The 17989-nt window shown below is 40.8% G+C and carries 14 protein-coding genes; 8 read left to right on the top strand and 6 right to left on the bottom strand.

Annotated features, from left to right (window positions below; translation table 11 throughout):
* The first annotated feature begins 14 nt into the window (after positions 1-14).
* Complete coding sequence (gene hldE, locus OQE68_RS07670) at positions 15-1442, top strand: bifunctional D-glycero-beta-D-manno-heptose-7-phosphate kinase/D-glycero-beta-D-manno-heptose 1-phosphate adenylyltransferase HldE (protein ID WP_180568608.1); 1428 nt, start codon at positions 15-17, stop codon at positions 1440-1442.
* A 226-nt stretch (positions 1443-1668) separates the two neighbouring features.
* Here hldE and OQE68_RS07665 read toward each other — a convergent pair whose 3' ends face one another.
* Genes OQE68_RS07665 through OQE68_RS07655 form a run of 3 tightly spaced genes read right to left on the bottom strand, consistent with a single transcriptional unit; the run spans position 1669 to position 4562 of the window.
* On the bottom strand, positions 1669-2550 hold the full coding sequence (locus OQE68_RS07665) for a hypothetical protein (RefSeq protein WP_180568607.1): 882 nt from the start codon (positions 2548-2550) through the stop codon (positions 1669-1671).
* A complete protein-coding gene (locus tag OQE68_RS07660) occupies positions 2543-3361 on the bottom strand; it encodes an aldo/keto reductase (protein WP_180568606.1) in 819 nt (272 codons plus the stop codon). The genes OQE68_RS07665 and OQE68_RS07660 overlap by 8 nt, the downstream gene beginning before the upstream one ends.
* Positions 3348-4562 (bottom strand): NAD(P)/FAD-dependent oxidoreductase, encoded by a 1215-nt coding sequence (locus OQE68_RS07655; protein ID WP_180568605.1) that lies wholly within the window; start codon positions 4560-4562, stop codon positions 3348-3350. The genes OQE68_RS07660 and OQE68_RS07655 overlap by 14 nt, the downstream gene beginning before the upstream one ends.
* A 299-nt stretch (positions 4563-4861) precedes the next feature.
* Between OQE68_RS07655 and waaA the strand changes: the two genes are divergently transcribed.
* Positions 4862-6142, top strand: coding sequence for a lipid IV(A) 3-deoxy-D-manno-octulosonic acid transferase (gene waaA / locus OQE68_RS07650; protein WP_180568604.1), 1281 nt, complete (start codon positions 4862-4864; stop codon positions 6140-6142).
* 48 nt (positions 6143-6190) lie between these two features.
* Here waaA and OQE68_RS07645 read toward each other — a convergent pair whose 3' ends face one another.
* Positions 6191-7576, bottom strand: coding sequence for a TolC family outer membrane protein (locus OQE68_RS07645; protein ID WP_180568603.1), 1386 nt, complete (start codon positions 7574-7576; stop codon positions 6191-6193).
* 713 nt (positions 7577-8289) lie between these two features.
* Between OQE68_RS07645 and OQE68_RS07640 the strand changes: the two genes are divergently transcribed.
* From OQE68_RS07640 to OQE68_RS07620, 5 genes are all read left to right on the top strand, one after another.
* Positions 8290-8733, top strand: coding sequence for a DUF1249 domain-containing protein (locus tag OQE68_RS07640; RefSeq protein ID WP_180568602.1), 444 nt, complete (start codon positions 8290-8292; stop codon positions 8731-8733).
* A 276-nt stretch (positions 8734-9009) separates the two neighbouring features.
* Positions 9010-9819, top strand: coding sequence for a 3',5'-cyclic-AMP phosphodiesterase (cpdA, locus tag OQE68_RS07635; protein ID WP_180568601.1), 810 nt, complete (start codon positions 9010-9012; stop codon positions 9817-9819).
* A 364-nt stretch (positions 9820-10183) separates the two neighbouring features.
* The gene (locus OQE68_RS07630) at positions 10184-10819 is read left to right on the top strand and encodes a YqiA/YcfP family alpha/beta fold hydrolase (RefSeq protein WP_180568600.1); all 636 of its coding nucleotides are present in this window, start codon (positions 10184-10186) and stop codon (positions 10817-10819) included.
* Positions 10820-10836: 17 nt separating this feature from the next.
* Entirely contained in the window at positions 10837-12720 is a 1884-nt protein-coding gene (gene parE, locus OQE68_RS07625) for a DNA topoisomerase IV subunit B (RefSeq protein WP_180568599.1), read from the top strand.
* Positions 12721-12902: 182 nt separating this feature from the next.
* Positions 12903-13361, top strand: coding sequence for a hypothetical protein (locus OQE68_RS07620; RefSeq protein WP_180568598.1), 459 nt, complete (start codon positions 12903-12905; stop codon positions 13359-13361).
* A 154-nt stretch (positions 13362-13515) separates the two neighbouring features.
* Here the strand turns inward: OQE68_RS07620 and OQE68_RS07615 are convergent, their stop codons facing one another.
* Together OQE68_RS07615 and OQE68_RS07610 are read right to left on the bottom strand one after the other, a co-directional pair.
* Positions 13516-13917, bottom strand: coding sequence for a hypothetical protein (locus OQE68_RS07615; protein WP_180568597.1), 402 nt, complete (start codon positions 13915-13917; stop codon positions 13516-13518).
* 1193 nt (positions 13918-15110) lie between these two features.
* Complete coding sequence (locus OQE68_RS07610; RefSeq protein WP_180568596.1) at positions 15111-15872, bottom strand: PEP-CTERM sorting domain-containing protein; 762 nt, start codon at positions 15870-15872, stop codon at positions 15111-15113.
* A gap of 506 nt (positions 15873-16378) precedes the next feature.
* On the opposite strand from OQE68_RS07610, the gene xrtO reads away from it, so the two are divergent.
* Positions 16379-17959: an exosortase O gene (gene xrtO, locus OQE68_RS07605; RefSeq protein WP_180568595.1), complete on the top strand. Its 1581-nt coding sequence runs from the start codon at positions 16379-16381 to the stop codon at positions 17957-17959.
* Positions 17960-17989: the final 30 nt, after the last annotated feature.

Below are 17989 nucleotides of genomic sequence, written 5' to 3'. Positions count from 1 at the left end.
GATGGCAAAACATAATGAAGCTGCTAACAACTCCACGATTTGATCAAGCTAAAGTATTGGTAATTGGCGACATTATGCTGGACCGCTACTGGCATGGTGCTACCTCACGTATTTCACCAGAGGCCCCAGTGCCTGTTGTTAAGGTTGGCCAAATTGAAGACCGGCCGGGTGGAGCAGGTAACGTTGCTCTAAATATTGCCTCGCTTGGCGGAGCAGCTTTTCTGGCAGGGCCAACGGGTAATGATGAGTCTGCTGATATTTTAACCAATCGATTAACTGCTGCTGGAGTGCATTGTGCTTTTACTCGGGTAAGTGACGAACCTACTATTACTAAATTGCGGGTGATTAGCCAGCATCAGCAACTGATTCGACTAGATTTTGAAGAAGCTTTCAACTCGCTTGAGCCCGGCCAACTTGTGCAAGAAGTCGAAGCGATTATTGATCAAGCTGAAGTTGTCGTACTATCAGATTACAAAAAAGGTGCTTTAAAAAATCCTCAACAGCTTATCCAACTAGCCAAGACAAAAGGAAAGGCTATTTTAGTAGACCCCAAAGGCTCTGATTTTAGCCAATATCGTGGTGCTACATTAATTACGCCTAACTTAAATGAGTTTGAAGCAGTGATGGGCATCTGCAAGGATGAAGCAGAGTTAGTAGCAAAAGGTCAGCAACTACTAAAAGCGCTTGAGCTGGAAGCGTTACTGATTACCCGTGGCGAGCATGGGATGACTTTACTACGGCCTGATCAGCCTGAGCTTCACTTACCGGCTAGAGCAAGAGAAGTCTTTGATGTCACCGGTGCGGGCGATACTGTTATTTCTGTACTTGCAGCTTCATTGGCAGCAGGAGAAAAATTACCAACCGCCGTAGCACTAGCTAACCTTGCTGCTGGCATTGTGGTCGGCAAACTGGGTACTGCCGCAATTAGTGCACCTGAATTACGTCGTGCTGTGTCTGCCGAACAAGGTGCAGGGCGAGGTGTTATGACCGCCAGTCAATTATTGATTGCGATTGAAGATGCCAAGGCTCAAGGTGAAAAGATCGTTTTCACCAATGGTTGTTTTGATATTCTCCACGCCGGCCATGTTGGTTACCTTGAGCAAGCTCGTGCCCATGGGGATCGACTAATTGTGGCAGTGAATAGTGACGAGTCTGTGCATCGCTTAAAAGGTGAAGGCAGACCAGTTAATCCAGTCGACCGGCGAATGACAGTGTTAGCTGGTTTAGAAGCGGTAGATTGGGTGGTATCTTTTGCTGAAGATACTCCAGAAGCCTTATTAGCGTTGGTAAAACCTGATGTATTAGTTAAAGGTGGCGATTACTCAGTTAAGCAAGTGGTCGGCGCACCTATCGTAGAAAGTTATGGCGGTGAAGTCGCTGTATTAGACTTTTTAGATAACTGCTCTACTACAGCGATTGTGGAAAAAATTAAAGAGCAATAACTAAGCTGCTGACTTTCTTCATATGAAGTTATCGAAAAAACTAATGGATATGGGGTAACAGGGTATTCTGTCGCTGCAACATGGATGTTGCCTTAGCTCTTGAAAGACCAGGGATGGTCTTTCAAGGGTGGCAGAAGAATAGCCTGTTATTCCAATCGGGCACTAGACTTATTTTTCAACACCCTTTTGTGACAGCCTCAGAGGGTGAGGGCGCTTTGCGATGCCCTTATAAAACAGTATGATTATCAAAAATCATAATCCCCTTTCGCTGGCAAAAATACTCTGAGAAAAGTGGGTTTTTTAAATCTACAGTCTTTAACTGACCTGCCTCAAGCTGAAAAAATGCCCCTGTTAATTGATTAAATTGCAGTTCAGCAAGATAGCATTTGTCTGATTTATCCCAAGTAGTTTCTAAACGTTGAGTTTCTTGGTTATAAATTTCGTCTACAAAATAACAACTCAATTCACTTAAATCTCGAATCGTGGTGCGCCAATGATAAACTAGCTGTAGTGAATTGGTGGGGACATGAATGTAACTGGTTACATGGGGTTCACATTGGGCTGCACCAAGGGCGATTTGCTGTGGAGCACTCACTAAATCAGGTACTAAGGTCAAGGCTTTATCTTTGTTAATAGTCAGGCCTTGATATTCAGGATCAGGTAATGCCTGTCCGGTATGGTCCTGCCAGCAGGCCAGCTGCTTGCCATAAACCATTAAACATTCTTGGCTAATCTCCTCTGCGATTACCTGTTCGGGATAGTAGCTATATTCAGCGGAAACATAACCAGAAACCAACTTTAGCACTTTATCTTTAAAATCATGCCGCCGCTGTTCGACCAATAGCAAATAGTCAACACCATTAATCTGACAAATTAGGTGGGCCGAAACACCTAGGTTATTTACCGTGAGGTTTACTTCAGAGTTGGAGCTGGTCATCAGTAGCGAATTATTGCGTTTAACTTGTAGCTCCTCAAAAGAACAAGGAGCATCTATCGGCAATATTTGCAACTGCCACTGTCGATTATAAGTGTTGAAATGGCCCATCACCTGGTAAGGGTTGAATTGAATATGCTCAGCAGGGTGGGACTTCAATAGTTGTTTACTCATTGCGACTTCTCAGCAAAGCTTGTTGGGCACACTTAACATTATGGCTCATATGCTTCGGGTTGATAGTGCCTAAGATAATGCTAGTTACACCGGGGTGGGCAAAAATAAAATCCATGCTGGCTTGTACTGGGTCGTCATAGGTTTCTGAGCAGATATGGCCACTGGCCAACGCTTTTTTAATGAAGATAGCTTTATTGTGTTCTGCTGCGTAGTCCAATACTTCAATTTCGTCGGAGTACGACAGGTTGTGGGTTGCCATTACTGCATCAGCTTGTTTTAGTGCAGCAAGTCCGCCTTCAACGGTTTTAGTGGACATTCCTGTGGATTTGATTTTACCTTGCTTTTTCAGGTCGGCTAGTACCTCTAAGGTGCCGTATTGCTCAATAATGGTTAAATCATTCCCGTCAGAATGGACCAGGACAATATCTAAATAATCGGTATTTAGTCGCTGTAAACTTCGCTCAATGCTTTTGATAGTGTGCTCAGGCGTAAAATTAAAACTGGACTGACCACCGACAAATTCTTCGCCAGTTTTAGTGCAAATTACCCAGTCATGGCGCTGGCCTTTTAGTAATGGACCTAAACGCTCCTCGCTATTGCCATAAGCAGGGGCTGTATCAATTAAATTAATGCCCAGATTATTTGCATGTTGTAGCAGTTGTTTGGCTTCTTGGTCGCTGGGTATTTTAAAGGTGGTGGGGTATTTAACCCCTTGGTTTCTTCCCAGTTTAACAGTACCCAAGCCAATGGCAGAAACACTGATATCTGTATTTGCTAGTTTATGTTTTATTAACAATTCAGAGTTGTTCATCAAAATACTCCTGCCAGAATGGAGCACTAACAGTAGGTGAATTTAACCAATCTGGTAATACTGCAGGTGTAGTGTTTGGCTGGATAGAAAGTGTTTTAAGCTGTTCAACTATCTGATCAGCGAGATCTGGTGCTAAAGCCAGCTTGGTAGGCCAGCAAACAGAAACGTTGTTTTGGGTTTGGCAGTAAGCAGCATCAGGGCGCGCTAAGCTACTTTGCTTCGGCTCAGCACGATTGACTCTAAAAGTAGCCCATTGCGCTTGAGAAAAATCCACCCAAGGTAATAACTGTTGTATTTGTTGTTTGGCTGTAGCAATCTGTTCTTCAGTTGATTTATCCAAACCATTTTCAGCAATAGCGCCACCTAAATACCATACCCACTGACCATCAGGGGTAGGGTGGCTGGTAATAGTCATTTTGGGGAGTGCTTGGGCACCAATGCAGTGAGCATAAATAGGATGAGGGTGAGGGTGTTTTATCATCGCCATATGCAGCGGGCGCAGCTGCATTTGCGGGGTGGAGAAGTTTAATTGATTCAGAATATCTTGAGTGCCTTCTCCTGCTGTTAACACGAAATGCTGTGCAGATATTGCTAATTGGTGATTCTGATCATTAATGATAAATTTGTTTAAAGTGCCCTGTTCATTCACTTGCCAATCTATCTGGGCATTATCGGTTAATTGAACAGTAGATTGTTGAACTGGCTTAACTAATGCTTGAATAACAGTCGGGACATCCAGCACCACTTCATCCAGCTGATACAAATCCCCTTTGAAGGCAGGGTTTTGAAATACGGTGGGATACTCTTTTTTGCTGAGTTTATTGACCCGGCCACGCAGAGCCTTGCTGGCAAAAAATGTGGTTAACTTGGAGCCCAGCCCTTGGGTGGACCACATATAATGGTGTTGGGACAACACTTTAACGCTGGTGAGATCAATTTCTCCTTCACCCGCTAGGCATTGTCGCCAGCGACTGGGCATTTGTGAAATAGCTTCAGCTGATTTAGTTAGGGTGCCGGTAAGGGTGTATTTGGTACCGCCATGAATAATTCCCTGGGATTTAACCGTTTGGCCGCCACCCAAACTTCCTTTTTCTAAAATAAGGCAGTTATAACCTTGTTGTTGTAGGCGATTGGCTAACCACAGGCCAGCAATGCCTCCGCCAACAATTACAATGTCTGTTTTGATCGAGTCAGTAGTCATACACAATTATTAATACAAGCTTCAGGGAAAGCTAAGCCTTATAAACAGTCAGGCTATCGCAAAAGTTAGAGGATATGGGATGGCCCTTCAAGAGCGGGGGAAGAATAGCTTTCCACTCCATATCGAACACTAAGCATACTTTCTGTACTTTAATGGCACTTTCATAAATGGCACTTTCATAGTGCTATTAATGTATAACAAATGCCAACAGTATAAGAGGGATCACTGCAATTGACTATGCTATGATGCGGTCTCGCTGAAAAATTATGTAATCAAAAACTCATGTAATTTTGGCTGTTATGAACCGATTTTGGTATACGTTGCTTTTCTATTTTCTACTGCCTCTTATCCTATTGAAACTTTGTTATAGAGGGATAAAAGCGCCGGCTTATCGCAAGCGTTGGAGGGAGCGGTTTGGCTTTGTTGAAAAACCACAGTTTTCTCAACAGCCAATTTGGGTACATGCGGTTTCTGTGGGGGAAACTATTGCGGCAATCCCGTTAATTAAACAAATCCAGCAACAGTATCCTGAACACCCGCTAGTAGTCACCACCATGACTCCAACTGGCTCGGAACGAGTAACAGCGCTGCTAGGTGATCAGGTGTTCCATGTTTATGCACCCTATGATTTACCAGGGTCAGTCAATCGTTTCTTGGAAAAAACAAACCCTTGTTTAGCAGTAATTATGGAAACAGAGCTGTGGCCAAACCTTGTTCATGGCTGCGCTAACAAAAATATACCAGTGGTAGTGGCTAATGCGCGGTTATCAGAACGTTCTGCCAAGGGTTATGGGCGATTCAAAAAACTGGTACAACCAATGCTCACGGAAATTACCCAGCTAGCCGCACAAGATCAGGCAACTGCGGATCGTTTTTTATCCTTAGGCTTAAGCCAGGACCAGCTTAAAGTAACAGGCAGCATTAAATTTGATATTGATGCAGATCCGGCAGAACAGCAAAAGGGCGATGTTTTACGTCAGTCATGGCTAGTAAGTGGCTCTCGTCCCGTTTGGGTTGCTGCCAGTACTCATAGTGGTGAAGATGAAGTTATCTTAAAGGCTCATCAACAATTACTCTCTAAACTCCCAAGTGCATTATTGGTACTGGTTCCTCGCCATCCAGAGCGATTTGATGAAGTAGCCAGACTAATTGAGCAGCAGCAACTGTCTTATATTCGGCGGAGTACTGATCAGCAGGTGTCTTCCGATACCCAGGTGATATTAGGAGACACTATGGGAGAACTTAAAGCTTTGTATGTTGCGGCAGATGTAGCATTCATTGGTGGGAGTTTACTCGAAGGCGGTGGTGGTCATAATATGCTGGAAGCAGCAGTGTGGGCTAAACCACTACTGTCAGGACCTAATGTAATTAATTTTCAGGAAATTACTGACAAGCTATTGAGTGCTGGAGGCATGAGGCTAGTTAGCAGTGCTAATGAGATTGCTGAGCAGCTAATAAAGCTACTAACTGATAAAAACGAAAGTAAAACAGTAGGTACCAACGCATTACAAGTGGTTAAAGAAAATCGCGGGGCGTTACAGAGCTTATTGGATTTAGTCAGTCAAAGCATAAAGCAGTAGCGCTAGCTTTACCAAACCAGCACTAATGCTTATTTAGGTAGTGTACTGTTAAAGCCGTTCACTGTCCTTAATTGCTGGTAACAACTCAGTATTGCCCGCTTTGCTAATCCACTTGTTCAACTCAGTTAAGTCGTCTGGGCTTAGCGTACCAGCCTGCTGCTTCAACTTCAGCGTGTTGATAATGAAATCGTAGCGGGCATTCAAGTAGTCTTGCTGAGAGTTATAGAGGTTTGACTGGGCCTCTAATACGTCAATAATATTCCGCGTACCTACTTCATAGCCGCTTTCAGTCGCTTCTAATGCACTGGCAGACGAAACTGTGCTTTGCCATCTGGCATCTACCCGTTGTACATCAGAATTGACTGTATTAAAGAAGTTGCGAGTTTGCTGATAAGTGGTTCTTACTTGAAAGTCTTTATCGTGCATGGCTTTGGAAAGTAAAGATGAAGCTGCGCGAGACCGTGAACTAGTCAGGCCACCACTGTAAATAGGGAAATTAAAGTTCAAACTATAAGTGGTGGTATTTGACTTGCCATTACTATCAGTGAACACTGAACGAGTGCTGGGTTGTGCTCGGTGACCGTATTCTGCTTTAGCACTGACTGTGGGGGCATGTCCTGATTTCTGACGCTTCACTTCTTCTTCTGCTACTTTGACTGACTCATTAGCTACCTGAACGGCTAGATTGTTTTTCAGCGCTGTTTTTACCCAGCTTTCAATTTTGGCAGGAGTGGGTGCTTTCACTGGCATATTTTTATCGAGCTTGCCTAAATTACCTGGTAGCTGATTGGTAATTGTGCGGATGGCTTCGTAGCTCACTTCTACATCATTTTCTGCAGTGATTCGAGTGACTCGGGCATTGTCATAAACAGCCTTGGCTTCAAGTACATCTGTTTTTGCAATTAAGCCAACCTCAAAGCGTTGCTGTGCCTGTTCATACTGGCGTTTAAAAGCAGTTTCACGAGCTTTCGCAGTTTCAAGGCTATCTTCGGCGCGTAGCGCATTAAAATAGGCTTCTGCAACTCGTAAAATCAATGATTGTGCCTCTAAACTAAGCTGCTTTTCTGCCTGACTGACTTCCTTTTTGGATTTAGTGTAAGTAAACCAACTTTGCAGCTGAAAAACAGGCTGTTCTAAAGAGGCACTCCAGCCATGGGTATTGCCGCCACTGGTACGGTTAGAAATACCATTTTGAAGTTGCACAGACTGACTATTAGAGGTGCTGGCAGACAGGTTGACTTGAGGAAGCAATCCGGCCAACCCTTGATCATCTGCTTCTTGGCTGGCATTAAACTGCTGGCGAGCAGCAGCAAACTGGGCGTCACTTTCCAAAGCCTGTTGGTAAATGGTCAGCAAGTCTGCCTTTTCGGCCATCACCAAAGGGCTGGCAAGCAGGGAAACTAGCAGGGTAGTAGTAAAAGGTTTCAATGCCATAAATCGAATCCCTTGAGTGAGGTATCTATAACCTGGATACGCATTACATTTATTTTCATAGTGTTTTTTAAACTGGGCATCATATTCAAGTAGCATTAACCAAAAGTAAACCGCACTTTTAAATCAGTTGTTGTACGGCTAAATAGCCTTTATAAAAAGTGAAATTTATAAGTTTAGTTACACCTAATGCTTGGGCCTATTTTTTAAAATATGGTGCTTAGTGTAACAAAACAAATTTATAAATGGATGAGTTTTTGAATTAGATGCCAATATTTCAAGTTATAATTTACACACTTTATGTTACCTAGTGTTGTGATAATTTTACAGCTATTTTGTCGTCAATAATACTTAAGCCTACCTTATGCTTATTTGCTCGGTTGGTGCTGTGGTTTGTGTTATTTGCTTGCTCAGTTAACAAGTAAATCAAAGTCTATAAAGTGACTATTCACTTTATAAAAAAAACGGCTATTTTTGGTATCAAGAAACGCTTAATCTGGATATTTCATTAGATCTCAAAGATAGGGGTATTCAGGCTAAATAGCTTGCATTATTTCATAGCAATCTTTGCTGACTCCAAGACTTGAGAGAAGTAGAGCAAATGGCTTGCAATTGCTTCTTAAAGAGGCAGCGTCAGTTATTTTGCCAATGGGTTGAATCAAGTGTAATGTAAGTTAGTCTAAGGTCTTAAGTAACGTCGTGGGAAGGTGTTGGGCATGAGGAAAGCAGGCTATATAGTAGATTTGGTCAAACAACAGGCAGTCTGTGAGGCCAATTACTTTAGGCTGTGTAAGCTGTTGCCTGGTAATGATGAAGATCTAAGGCGAATAGCCATCTCTCATGGTCGCTATCAGGGCATTTTGACGCTCAAGGTTGTTGAGCGCTGTAAATACACCTCAGTTATAAGTCTGATACATGATGCTGAATGGGGGGAGTGGGCTATTGCTCCCTTGATGAGTGTAAGGGTTTATCATGATGTTCAAATGGCAGAAGTCATCAGTGCTCAACAGAAGCGCCACTTTGCTGCAAAGTATAGCTATCCTAACCCGCAAATGTTCCATCCTGATGAAAAAGCACAGCTAAACCGGTTTTTGGCAGATTGGCTGGCATTTTGTTTAGAGCAAGGACACTCATATGAACCTGTGACCTTGTCATCTTGATAATAGCCTCCTGGTTGAAAGCTGTATTTATAGTTTAAACGAGCTAAGTGTGATCTGGTTTTAAAAAATAGCATGGGGCCTGAAATATCAAAGTATGCGCTGCTATAGTTACTCAATAGTGATTGCAACTAAATTATTGAGAGTCACTAAATCGATAGTTACCGATATTAAATTCGGCAATTTCTGCAGCGTATTTTTTACATGTTGCGCCTAATGACGCGGCTAACTTTACAACCTATTTATCAGTTTTATTGAAGAGCAAGCAGGACTTAACCTTTGTCAGTAAATACAGCATCACAGGTGGCACTACGAATTTTACAAGTAACTGATAGTCACCTTTATGCAAGCCAGCAAGGACAACTCCTGGGGGTGAATACTCAGGATAGCTTAAAGGCAGTTCTTATCGCATTTTCTCAGTTGCAGCGGGAAGTTGACTTGATGCTAGTAACTGGCGACATATCACAAGATGGTAGTCCAGAGTCTTATCAGCGCTTTGTAGATTGCACGGCCTCTTATGAAATTCCCCAGCGCTGGATTGCTGGTAATCATGATGAATATCTTTTAATGCAGCAGTTGTATAAAAGTAAGCCCTGTTTAAATAAGGCTTTTGTGGCACAAGACTGGCAGGTGCTGATGCTGAACTCTAATGTGCCAGGCAAGGTTTATGGTGAGTTGGCTGATGAGGAGCTGAACTATCTTAAACAACAATTAGATAATTCAACTGCAAAATATACAATGATTTGTTTGCATCACCATACGTTACCTGTGGGCTGTGATTGGTTAGATAATATTGGGCTTCGAAATGCAGATAAATTTAACCAGTTAATTGATCAATATGATCAGGTTAAGTTGGTGTTATGTGGGCACATTCACCAAGAGCTTGACCGTCAAGACTATCATGCCCGCTACCTGGGCTCTCCTTCCACTTGTGTGCAATTTGCCAGGCATAGTTCTGAGTTCAAACTGGATAACTTAGCCCCTGGATTTCGCTTAATTAACTTGATGGAAAATGGCGACATTGTAACCAGTGTTCACCGAGCAGAGCAGTTTAACTTTCAAATTGATGAAGATGCTATTGGGTATTAGGCATCTAATCATAATGCTTACCTAAACAGCTAAGCCAATTAGCTGTTAGAATCACTCACTTTAGGGTATCTATAATAATTGTTTATGGTTTTTGCGCAGTCTGATGAGCTATTGTACAAGACGGCTTGTGCAGTATAAGGCTTGGCTGCCTTCCCAAGCAAGCTAACAGAGTGCAGATGCTCATCAGGTAGAGCCTTGATTGCGAATTTATCAGAAGGCCAGAGACAGCAAACAATTATTAGAGGTGTTCTCTTTACTGTAAAGCCTTATCGCAGCAGACTTGCTTCCGTTTTTTAGTTATATCTGTAAAGGTATGTGCAAAGGTGAGTATACAGAAATCAACCTATGTAAGAAGACAAAGTTAATGATAAGTCAAAGTGCGTTAGCCAGTCCGCTGATTGTATATATTCATGGCTTTTGTAGCTCGCCTGCTTCAACTAAAGCTCGTTTGTTAATTGGGTCACTGAAGACGCAGCCATTTTTACATCAAGTGTGGGTGCCAGCCTTACCTTTTGGACCTGAACAGGCCATTGATTTATTGTGGGCTCGCCTTCAACAAGAAAGTCAGCAAAAGCCTGTTTATTTAATTGGCAGCTCTTTAGGTGGCTATTATGGCACCTGGCTATATCAGCAGCTAAGCCTGCGTCAGCAAAAAAGTAAAAGTGTTTATGAAACAAAACTGGTTTTGATTAACCCTGCTGTTCGTCCTTATGAAATGATGGCAGATTACTTAGGTGAACATAATAACTATTATACTGGTGAGCAGTATATCCTGACTCAGGAGCATGTTAACCAGCTGAAGGCACTACAGATTTCGGCTATTACTAATCCAGACAACTGTCTATTGCTGGTACAAACAGGTGATGAGACTTTAGACTACCGAAAAGCTGTTGACTATTATCAAGCAAGTCCAACCCAGGTTATCCCTGGGGGAAGCCACGGTTTTGAAAGGTTTGCAGAATATTTGCCGCAAATTTATAAGTTTTTCGGTCTACTTTAACTACTGTATAGAGTGTAATGAGTAAATATAACGCTGAATCCATAGAAGTACTAAGTGGCCTGGACCCGGTTCGGAAAAGGCCGGGGATGTACACAGACACCACGCGTCCTAACCACTTGGCTCAAGAGGTCATTGATAACAGTGTTGATGAAGCGCTGGCGGGATTTGCTAGCCAGATAGTGGTAACCCTGAATAAGGATAACTCACTGTCAGTGTCGGATAATGGCCGTGGAATGCCAGTTGATATACATCCAGAAGAAGGTATTAGCGGAGTTGAGTTAATTCTGACTCGTCTCCATGCAGGTGGAAAATTCTCCAATAAAAACTATCAGTTCTCTGGTGGTTTGCATGGGGTGGGGGTGTCTGTTGTTAATGCGTTATCCAGTCACTTAGAGGTAACTATTAAGCGAGGTGGTCAGGTTTACCGAATGGGCTTTTTAGGGGGAGAAAAAGCCAGTGACTTAAAAGCTGTGACTGAGTGTAAAAAGCGGGACACCGGAACAACTGTACGTTTTTTGCCTGATCCTAAATATTTCGATTCTCATAAGTTTTCAGTAGTCCGACTTAAACATGTATTAAGGGCAAAAGCGGTCCTTTGTCCTGGGCTGGAAATTATTTTTAATGATCAAGCCGCTAATGAGACTGAGCATTGGTATTACGAAGATGGCCTGCAAGATTATTTAAAACAGGCAACAGAAGCATTTGAGACGTTGCCCCCTACCCCTTTTATTGGCTCGATGGCTGGTAATACCGAAGCGGTAGACTGGGCTGTACAGTGGTTACCAGAAGGCGGGGATTTAACTACAGAAAGCTATGTCAACCTGATCCCTACGGCGCAAGGTGGTACCCATGTAAATGGCTTACGCACCGGGTTATTAGAAGCCATGCGTGAATTCTGTGAGTTTCGTAATTTATTGCCTCGGGGAGTCAAGCTAAGCCCGGATGATATTTGGGAGCGCTGTAGCTATGTGCTTTCTGCTAAGTTGCAAGACCCGCAGTTTTCGGGACAAACCAAAGAACGTTTGTCTTCCCGTGAATGTGCTGCATTTGTTTCTGGTGTTGTGAAAGATGCCTTTAGCTTATGGCTAAATCAGCATACGGCAGAAGCTGAACAATTGGCTGAGTTGTGTATCAATAATGCCCAAAGGCGGTTAAAAGCGAGCAAAAAAGTAGCACGTAAAAAAGTCACGGCAGGCCCAGCTTTACCTGGTAAATTAGCTGATTGCTCCAGCCAAGACTCTGAACGTACTGAACTATTTTTAGTAGAGGGCGACTCGGCTGGAGGCTCTGCCAAACAAGCGCGTGACAGAGAGTTTCAGGCAATTATGCCGTTGCGGGGGAAGATTCTGAACTCTTGGGAAGTAGAATCTGGTGATATTTTAGCCTCGCAAGAAATTCACGATATTTCCGTTGCTCTTGGTATCGATCCAGCCAGCAGTGATTTAAGTGGTTTAAGATATGGCAAAATTTGTATCCTGGCTGATGCAGACTCGGATGGCTTGCATATAGCTACATTGTTATGCGCACTATTTGTACGTCACTTTAAGCCTTTAGTAGAAGCAGGTCATGTGTATGTGGCAATGCCACCATTGTATCGTATCGATATTGGTAAAGAAGTGTATTACGCTTTGGATGAAGCAGAGAAACAAGGCATTTTAGACCGCATCAGTGCTGAAAATAAAAAAGGTAAAGTCAATGTGCAGCGGTTTAAGGGGTTGGGTGAAATGAACCCTATGCAGTTACGGGAAACCACCATGGCACTCGACACCCGTCGTTTAGTGCAGCTAACCCTGGATGATGACGAAGCTACATTTGAAACCATGGACATGTTGCTTGCAAAAAAACGTTCAAGTGATCGAAAGCAATGGCTAGAGCGGTTTGGTAATTTGGCTGAGGTTTAGTAGGCTTCACCAATAAATAATACATTAGATGTGTAATATATAGGGGGCTTTCAGCCCCTTTATTGTACTAAAAAACAAACTAGAATTATTGTCAGTGTAAAGATGCGTGATCTTTTTTTGATAGAAAAGTACTATTAATAAAAATATATACAGCCTTAATAGACTTTGTGAGTATTGAACTGATGAAAATATCCAGTAAGTTTTTAATTATTATATTTATGTTGATATCCAGCTTGGCATCGGCTGAACAGCTAGAGTTATTACAAGTAAAAACTACTAAAGCTGAAATTTGTAAAGCAGCATTTTCTACAAACTCAATTCCTAATGATAAAATACAAGTTGTATCGACAGGTGTTATCAATGTAAGAGCAGATGATGGTAGTGAGTTTCATTTTATTCGAAGCATTAAAGGAGCTGAAGTCCACTTAAAAGGGAAACTTGAGTCCCAAGCTGGTAAGTCTGACCATAAGCTATTACCAATGGTACTAGAGGTAAGGCGTGAAACTGGAGTTTCTATCAGAACGTCTACTACACTTTTAGTGACTGACAATAAACTAATATTAGTTTCTGGAACTTGCAATTTTATTGAAGAAACAAATGGCCAAACTTCTGAATTATGGTTTATAAAACTAACGAAGTAATAGACGATATAATGTGTAGTCAAATTATATTTGCCTATAAGTATATGTTTTAACCAAGGCTCTCAATATTTGGTTAAATGAGAGCTATGCAAGGGAAAACTAATGCCCCTTTAGGGGGGCAAACAGCAGCTTTTAAAAGAGTCGGGTGTTTACATTAAAAGCCTGATAAATCAGGAATTAACCGGTAATTATAAGAAAAATTACATCTAGTCCAGCCTCGACCAGTAGCAATGCCTCCAGGGCCTTTTGCATGAGCTTTTATTGTGATACTGGTTGGCACTTCAATCCCAAAACCAATATTTTTGTAGCCGCCTAACTCGTAATGACATCTATTATCTGCACCATTACTTGAAGCTATTTGAAAAGAAGGAGAAGGTTGTTTTGTTATAAAGTGTCCACTTGGTGCTGTATAAGTTTCACTTGAATCGCAAGTGTGTCTTTTTCCTACAATACTAGTTCCTTTAGTTGTACATTCAACATCTTCATTAACGACAACTTGTGAAAATGCTGGCATAGCAATTAAAGCAGATAAACCAATTAATAGTCTTTTCTTCATAAGATATCCTTTTTATAGTAATGAACTTGTTTTAATCATCACCACTTCAATTGGTGAAAATGGTGGTTTGATAAAAAATGGATATTTTTTGCTATATTTGAGCCGTATTAACTACTTCTTTGTGAGTAAAGTATTTAATACTTTTAATTAAGCGTAAGGGAGAAGCACATGAACTACTTGATCTCTCAATGCTTAATTGAATAGCTTTGCAGAGACATAGATTGAAATGCCTCCTGCTTGGCGGAGGGTAAATATATAGAGTTATTCTACTAAGCATATTAGACCTTAGTAGCGTTTAAATAGATGCTAACTAGCTTGCTGATGTTTAACGCTATCAGCAATGTAGTGTAAGTTATGTAAAAATATAGGAAGTTAGTACTTGCTTTAAAGGTATCAAACTTAACTTCTATTTGGTTGGTGATACCTTGCAAACTATGCTTGTGTAGTTGAGAAGCACGGAGAAGAAGAGATGCGTTGAGAAAGGAATTAAAGGCCTTAAAGCATCGCTTTAAGGCTTACCCAAAATCCAATGAACTTTTGCAGCCTCTTATCTTTTAAAGATCTGGCCTGCATTATAGTGCTCTTCTTTAGGAATTAGTCCCCAATCAGGAGCTTTGATATTCACAAAATTTCTGTGGTCATAGTCACAGTTTGGGCATCCACTGCGTTTGAATGCCAGTGTGTTTACCATTGAAAAACATTTTGGGCACTTTGTTTCTGAATCATTTTGATGCATGTTGATAACCCCCTGCTAAGTATCCTTAGGGGTATTTTAGAGCGTTTAATAAATTGAAATGTTTTTTGTGTCACATTTAATATTCGCTACATGAGTAAATTTATTGAGAATAGAAGATTCGAGATTTGGTTATAGGTTTATTGCAACACTATTCCACAGTTTTATGGCTCTCGAAGTGAAATTATGGGGGAAACTGAAGTGTGTTTTTTGATCAATATAAATTGAAACGCAATACAATAATATGTCGTACATTATATGATTGGAATGTATTATAAGCGGTATGCTAGGTATTGTGAGATAGAAGTATTTATGGAAATCACACTTAACGATTTTAATGTTACTGGTTGGATTAAAGCTTTAAACTAACCAGTAACAAGTGTTAGAAGTAAATACTAAGTGGTGACTACACTACGACCAAAACTTACTTTTGATTCTTAAAGTAGCTAGATGAAGTGTATTATTTACGCCGACAGAATAAGCCAAGTGCAGCTACACCCAATAAGGATAAAGTGCCTGGTAGTGGTACTTGGGTTACTGTCGTTTTACCTTGTCCTAAGATATGGTCATTGCCACACTGCATTGTATATGAAGCAATGAAATCAATATCTTCACCTAAAAAGCTTAAATCGAAACCAGTTGCTAAAAAATGCTTACCTCCCCTTAAGCCTGTTTCAGCATCAGTAAGTGAATCTAACAAGTTAAACGTACCCGATTCAATTTGGGTGCCGCCAGAAAGATAAGACCAAGGCCCAGATGATGCGAAAATAGAGGAGCTAGCTAGCTGACTATTTGCCGTTAGTTTAACCACATCGTAGCTTAAATTATTCCAGTTAATATCCAGAACATAGTCGAAGTTGCTTTTTGAGCCAGAAGTGCTCAAAAAGATATCGCCAGACTTGAATGTACGTCTGTGAACTGGGTCGTAGGCGCCATTGACTAAGTCAAAACCTGAAGCAAGACTTAGCTGATTACCTTTCTGATAGAAGGCTTCTAGGTCCCAAGCTTGGATAGAAGGGCCTGAGCTTGCGCCTGGCTCCACTTCGTTATCTTCTTGAGGACCATACCAGCCATTTCTTGAAAATTTGGTGCCATCCCAAGATAGGTTTCTATAGTTGCCATCATTAATTGTAATGTCTTTACTGCCGGGTATATATAAAGCCATTGCTTGAGTGGATATAACAAAGCTTATAGCAGCACCAATAAAAGTTAATTTATTCATTGGGAGATTACTCCTAAAGTGTATTAAATGAAAAATTGATATTGAAATAATAAAACTGTCATTTGAGGCTGCTGCTCTTGAGCACAATATATGCCAGAAAAAAATAACTTAGGCTAAACAATAGGTTGCTAATTAATAAGTACTAAATTAAATAGTCTTGTAAAAATAGGATTTGTGACAATGAGCAAATATATGAAGAAACTGGTAACTTGTTTGAGTGGAAAGTGTGGTTTGGTTCGCTTTTACTTGGTTTGATACTACATAATCTACTCTTAATAGGTAGCTTATTAATATATTACTTAATGCGGTTGTAAAACTATAAAAAAGTATTGCGATAAGTCAATAGACAGATATTAAAAATACGGTTTATGGGAAATGTCTGCTCAGCAAGTCCCTTTGTGTCTCTGTTGCACATAATCTGCACATAATCTACGGGATAATTGCTCATCTCATTCGTCATGTTTGCATAAGTTTTTTTTATATTCTGAATTAGGCATTCAGGGTATATGATGATGCAAGCTAGTTTAACTGAACAGTGTATTTCTACAAGTTGCCAGCAAGTCGAGCAACAACTAGTTGAGACCCCATTGGTAGCTGCTGTTCGATGGAATGCTGCTTTTATTCTTAGCCAGTTACTGGTTGCCATTAGCCTCATCTACTTGTTTAAACCAACATTACTTTGGGTTTGGGGGCAGATACAAACTGCTGAAAACAGCTTTCATATTATTGGTGTGGGGTTGCTAGTTGGTTTAGTCATACATAGTGTTGTTGCAAAGAAACGACAGTTGACGCTGAGCTTTCAAATTAAAAAACTGCCATTAGTCGTATTCACTGTAGGTTGCTTGATTTTTTTATTAAATGAGCGATTGACAGGCATTCATATTTTTTCTGCCACTTTGATGTTGATTACGCTATATGGCTTTTTAGGATTCTATGTAAAAGCTACATCCTGGGCCAAAGCATTTTTACCGTTTGCATTATTGATTTTATTACTACCCTTTGAAGGCTATTTAGATATTTACTTAGGTTTCCCTCTCAGGTTATTTTCAGCAGAGATGGCTAAACACTTTCTTTCAAGCTTTGGAGTCTCTGCATTAACCAGTGAGTCGGTTATCTTGGTTGAAAATAAGGCTGCCATAGTCGATTTAAGTTGTAGTGGTTTAAAAGGGCTATGGGCGGGGTTAATTTTTTATATATTTTTAACCTGGATAGAGAGTAACAAGCTTTCTTTAAGTTGGCTAATTGGTTTGGTGCTATTTATTTGCTGCTTGGTTGGTTTCAATATCTTCCGAATTATTAGCTTGGTTGCTTTAGATTTAGTGCTTAACCTTCCTCAGTTAGCTAATTATGCCCATACAATGCTTGGTGTGTTAGGTTTTGTTTTTTCCTGCCTATTTGGATGGCTACTGATGAGGCTTCAAAGTGGAAATATTCAAATATCACCAAAACAAGAATCAATGAATACCAACCCACCTAATTTGTCTTTGATAAGTAAAGGTTTGATAAAAAATGATTGTTACAGCTTGGCTCTAATACTTATCATTATAACAGGGAGCATTTTTCTCTATGAGCCTTTGCCAAAGCAGCAATCAATGGCTAATAAAAAAATCGAACTACCAGTTGACTTTAATGGTAAGGAGGTAGCATTTCTACCGATAGAAGAGAATTTTTTTAAAAGTAATTCAGCTAATGCTGTTAAATATCAGTTTGAATGGAGTGGTTATCAAGGCAGTTTGATTTTTGTCTATAGCCATTACTGGAAGTCTCAGCATGACCCAAGAAACTGTTATTTTTCGCAAAATATTACGGTTGATTATGAAAAAACTTTATCGCTATCAGCAGAGTATGATAGTAAGCCAGTAGAAATAAAATACCTGCATCTTAATGGTGGACAAAATTCCGGTTTTTATTGGTTTCAGTCTCCGACTAAAAAAACAGCTGATTATTCATCTCGTGTATTCTCAGGCTGGTTAACTCCCAGTGAACCTTGGGTAATGGTATCAGTCGCTTGGGAGGGAGAGTTAAGTGCTTTGGCAACTGAAAAATTTGTTGGCCAAGTATATAGCCATATAAAGAGTCAATTTTAAACCCTTCACATTAGCTATATAGTCGTCGGA

The sequence above is a fragment of the Spartinivicinus marinus genome (genome assembly GCF_026309355.1).
Taxonomy (GTDB): Bacteria; Pseudomonadota; Gammaproteobacteria; order Pseudomonadales; family Zooshikellaceae; genus Spartinivicinus; species Spartinivicinus marinus.
The sequence above is the reverse complement of the archived record's forward strand: the minus strand, read 5'-3'. Positions and strand labels throughout refer to the sequence as shown.

Coding starts and splice junctions, on each gene's coding strand:
- hldE (WP_180568608.1), top strand. CDS start 15: ATGAAGCTGCTAACAACTCCACGATTTGATCAAGCTAAAGTATTGGTA.
- OQE68_RS07665 (WP_180568607.1), bottom strand. CDS start 2,550: ATGAGTAAACAACTATTGAAGTCCCACCCTGCTGAGCATATTCAATTC.
- OQE68_RS07660 (WP_180568606.1), bottom strand. CDS start 3,361: ATGAACAACTCTGAATTGTTAATAAAACATAAACTAGCAAATACAGAT.
- OQE68_RS07655 (WP_180568605.1), bottom strand. CDS start 4,562: ATGACTACTGACTCGATCAAAACAGACATTGTAATTGTTGGCGGAGGC.
- waaA (WP_180568604.1), top strand. CDS start 4,862: ATGAACCGATTTTGGTATACGTTGCTTTTCTATTTTCTACTGCCTCTT.
- OQE68_RS07645 (WP_180568603.1), bottom strand. CDS start 7,576: ATGGCATTGAAACCTTTTACTACTACCCTGCTAGTTTCCCTGCTTGCC.
- OQE68_RS07640 (WP_180568602.1), top strand. CDS start 8,290: ATGAGGAAAGCAGGCTATATAGTAGATTTGGTCAAACAACAGGCAGTC.
- OQE68_RS07630 (WP_180568600.1), top strand. CDS start 10,184: ATGATAAGTCAAAGTGCGTTAGCCAGTCCGCTGATTGTATATATTCAT.
- parE (WP_180568599.1), top strand. CDS start 10,837: ATGAGTAAATATAACGCTGAATCCATAGAAGTACTAAGTGGCCTGGAC.
- OQE68_RS07620 (WP_180568598.1), top strand. CDS start 12,903: ATGAAAATATCCAGTAAGTTTTTAATTATTATATTTATGTTGATATCC.
- OQE68_RS07615 (WP_180568597.1), bottom strand. CDS start 13,917: ATGAAGAAAAGACTATTAATTGGTTTATCTGCTTTAATTGCTATGCCA.
- OQE68_RS07610 (WP_180568596.1), bottom strand. CDS start 15,872: ATGAATAAATTAACTTTTATTGGTGCTGCTATAAGCTTTGTTATATCC.
- xrtO (WP_180568595.1), top strand. CDS start 16,379: ATGATGATGCAAGCTAGTTTAACTGAACAGTGTATTTCTACAAGTTGC.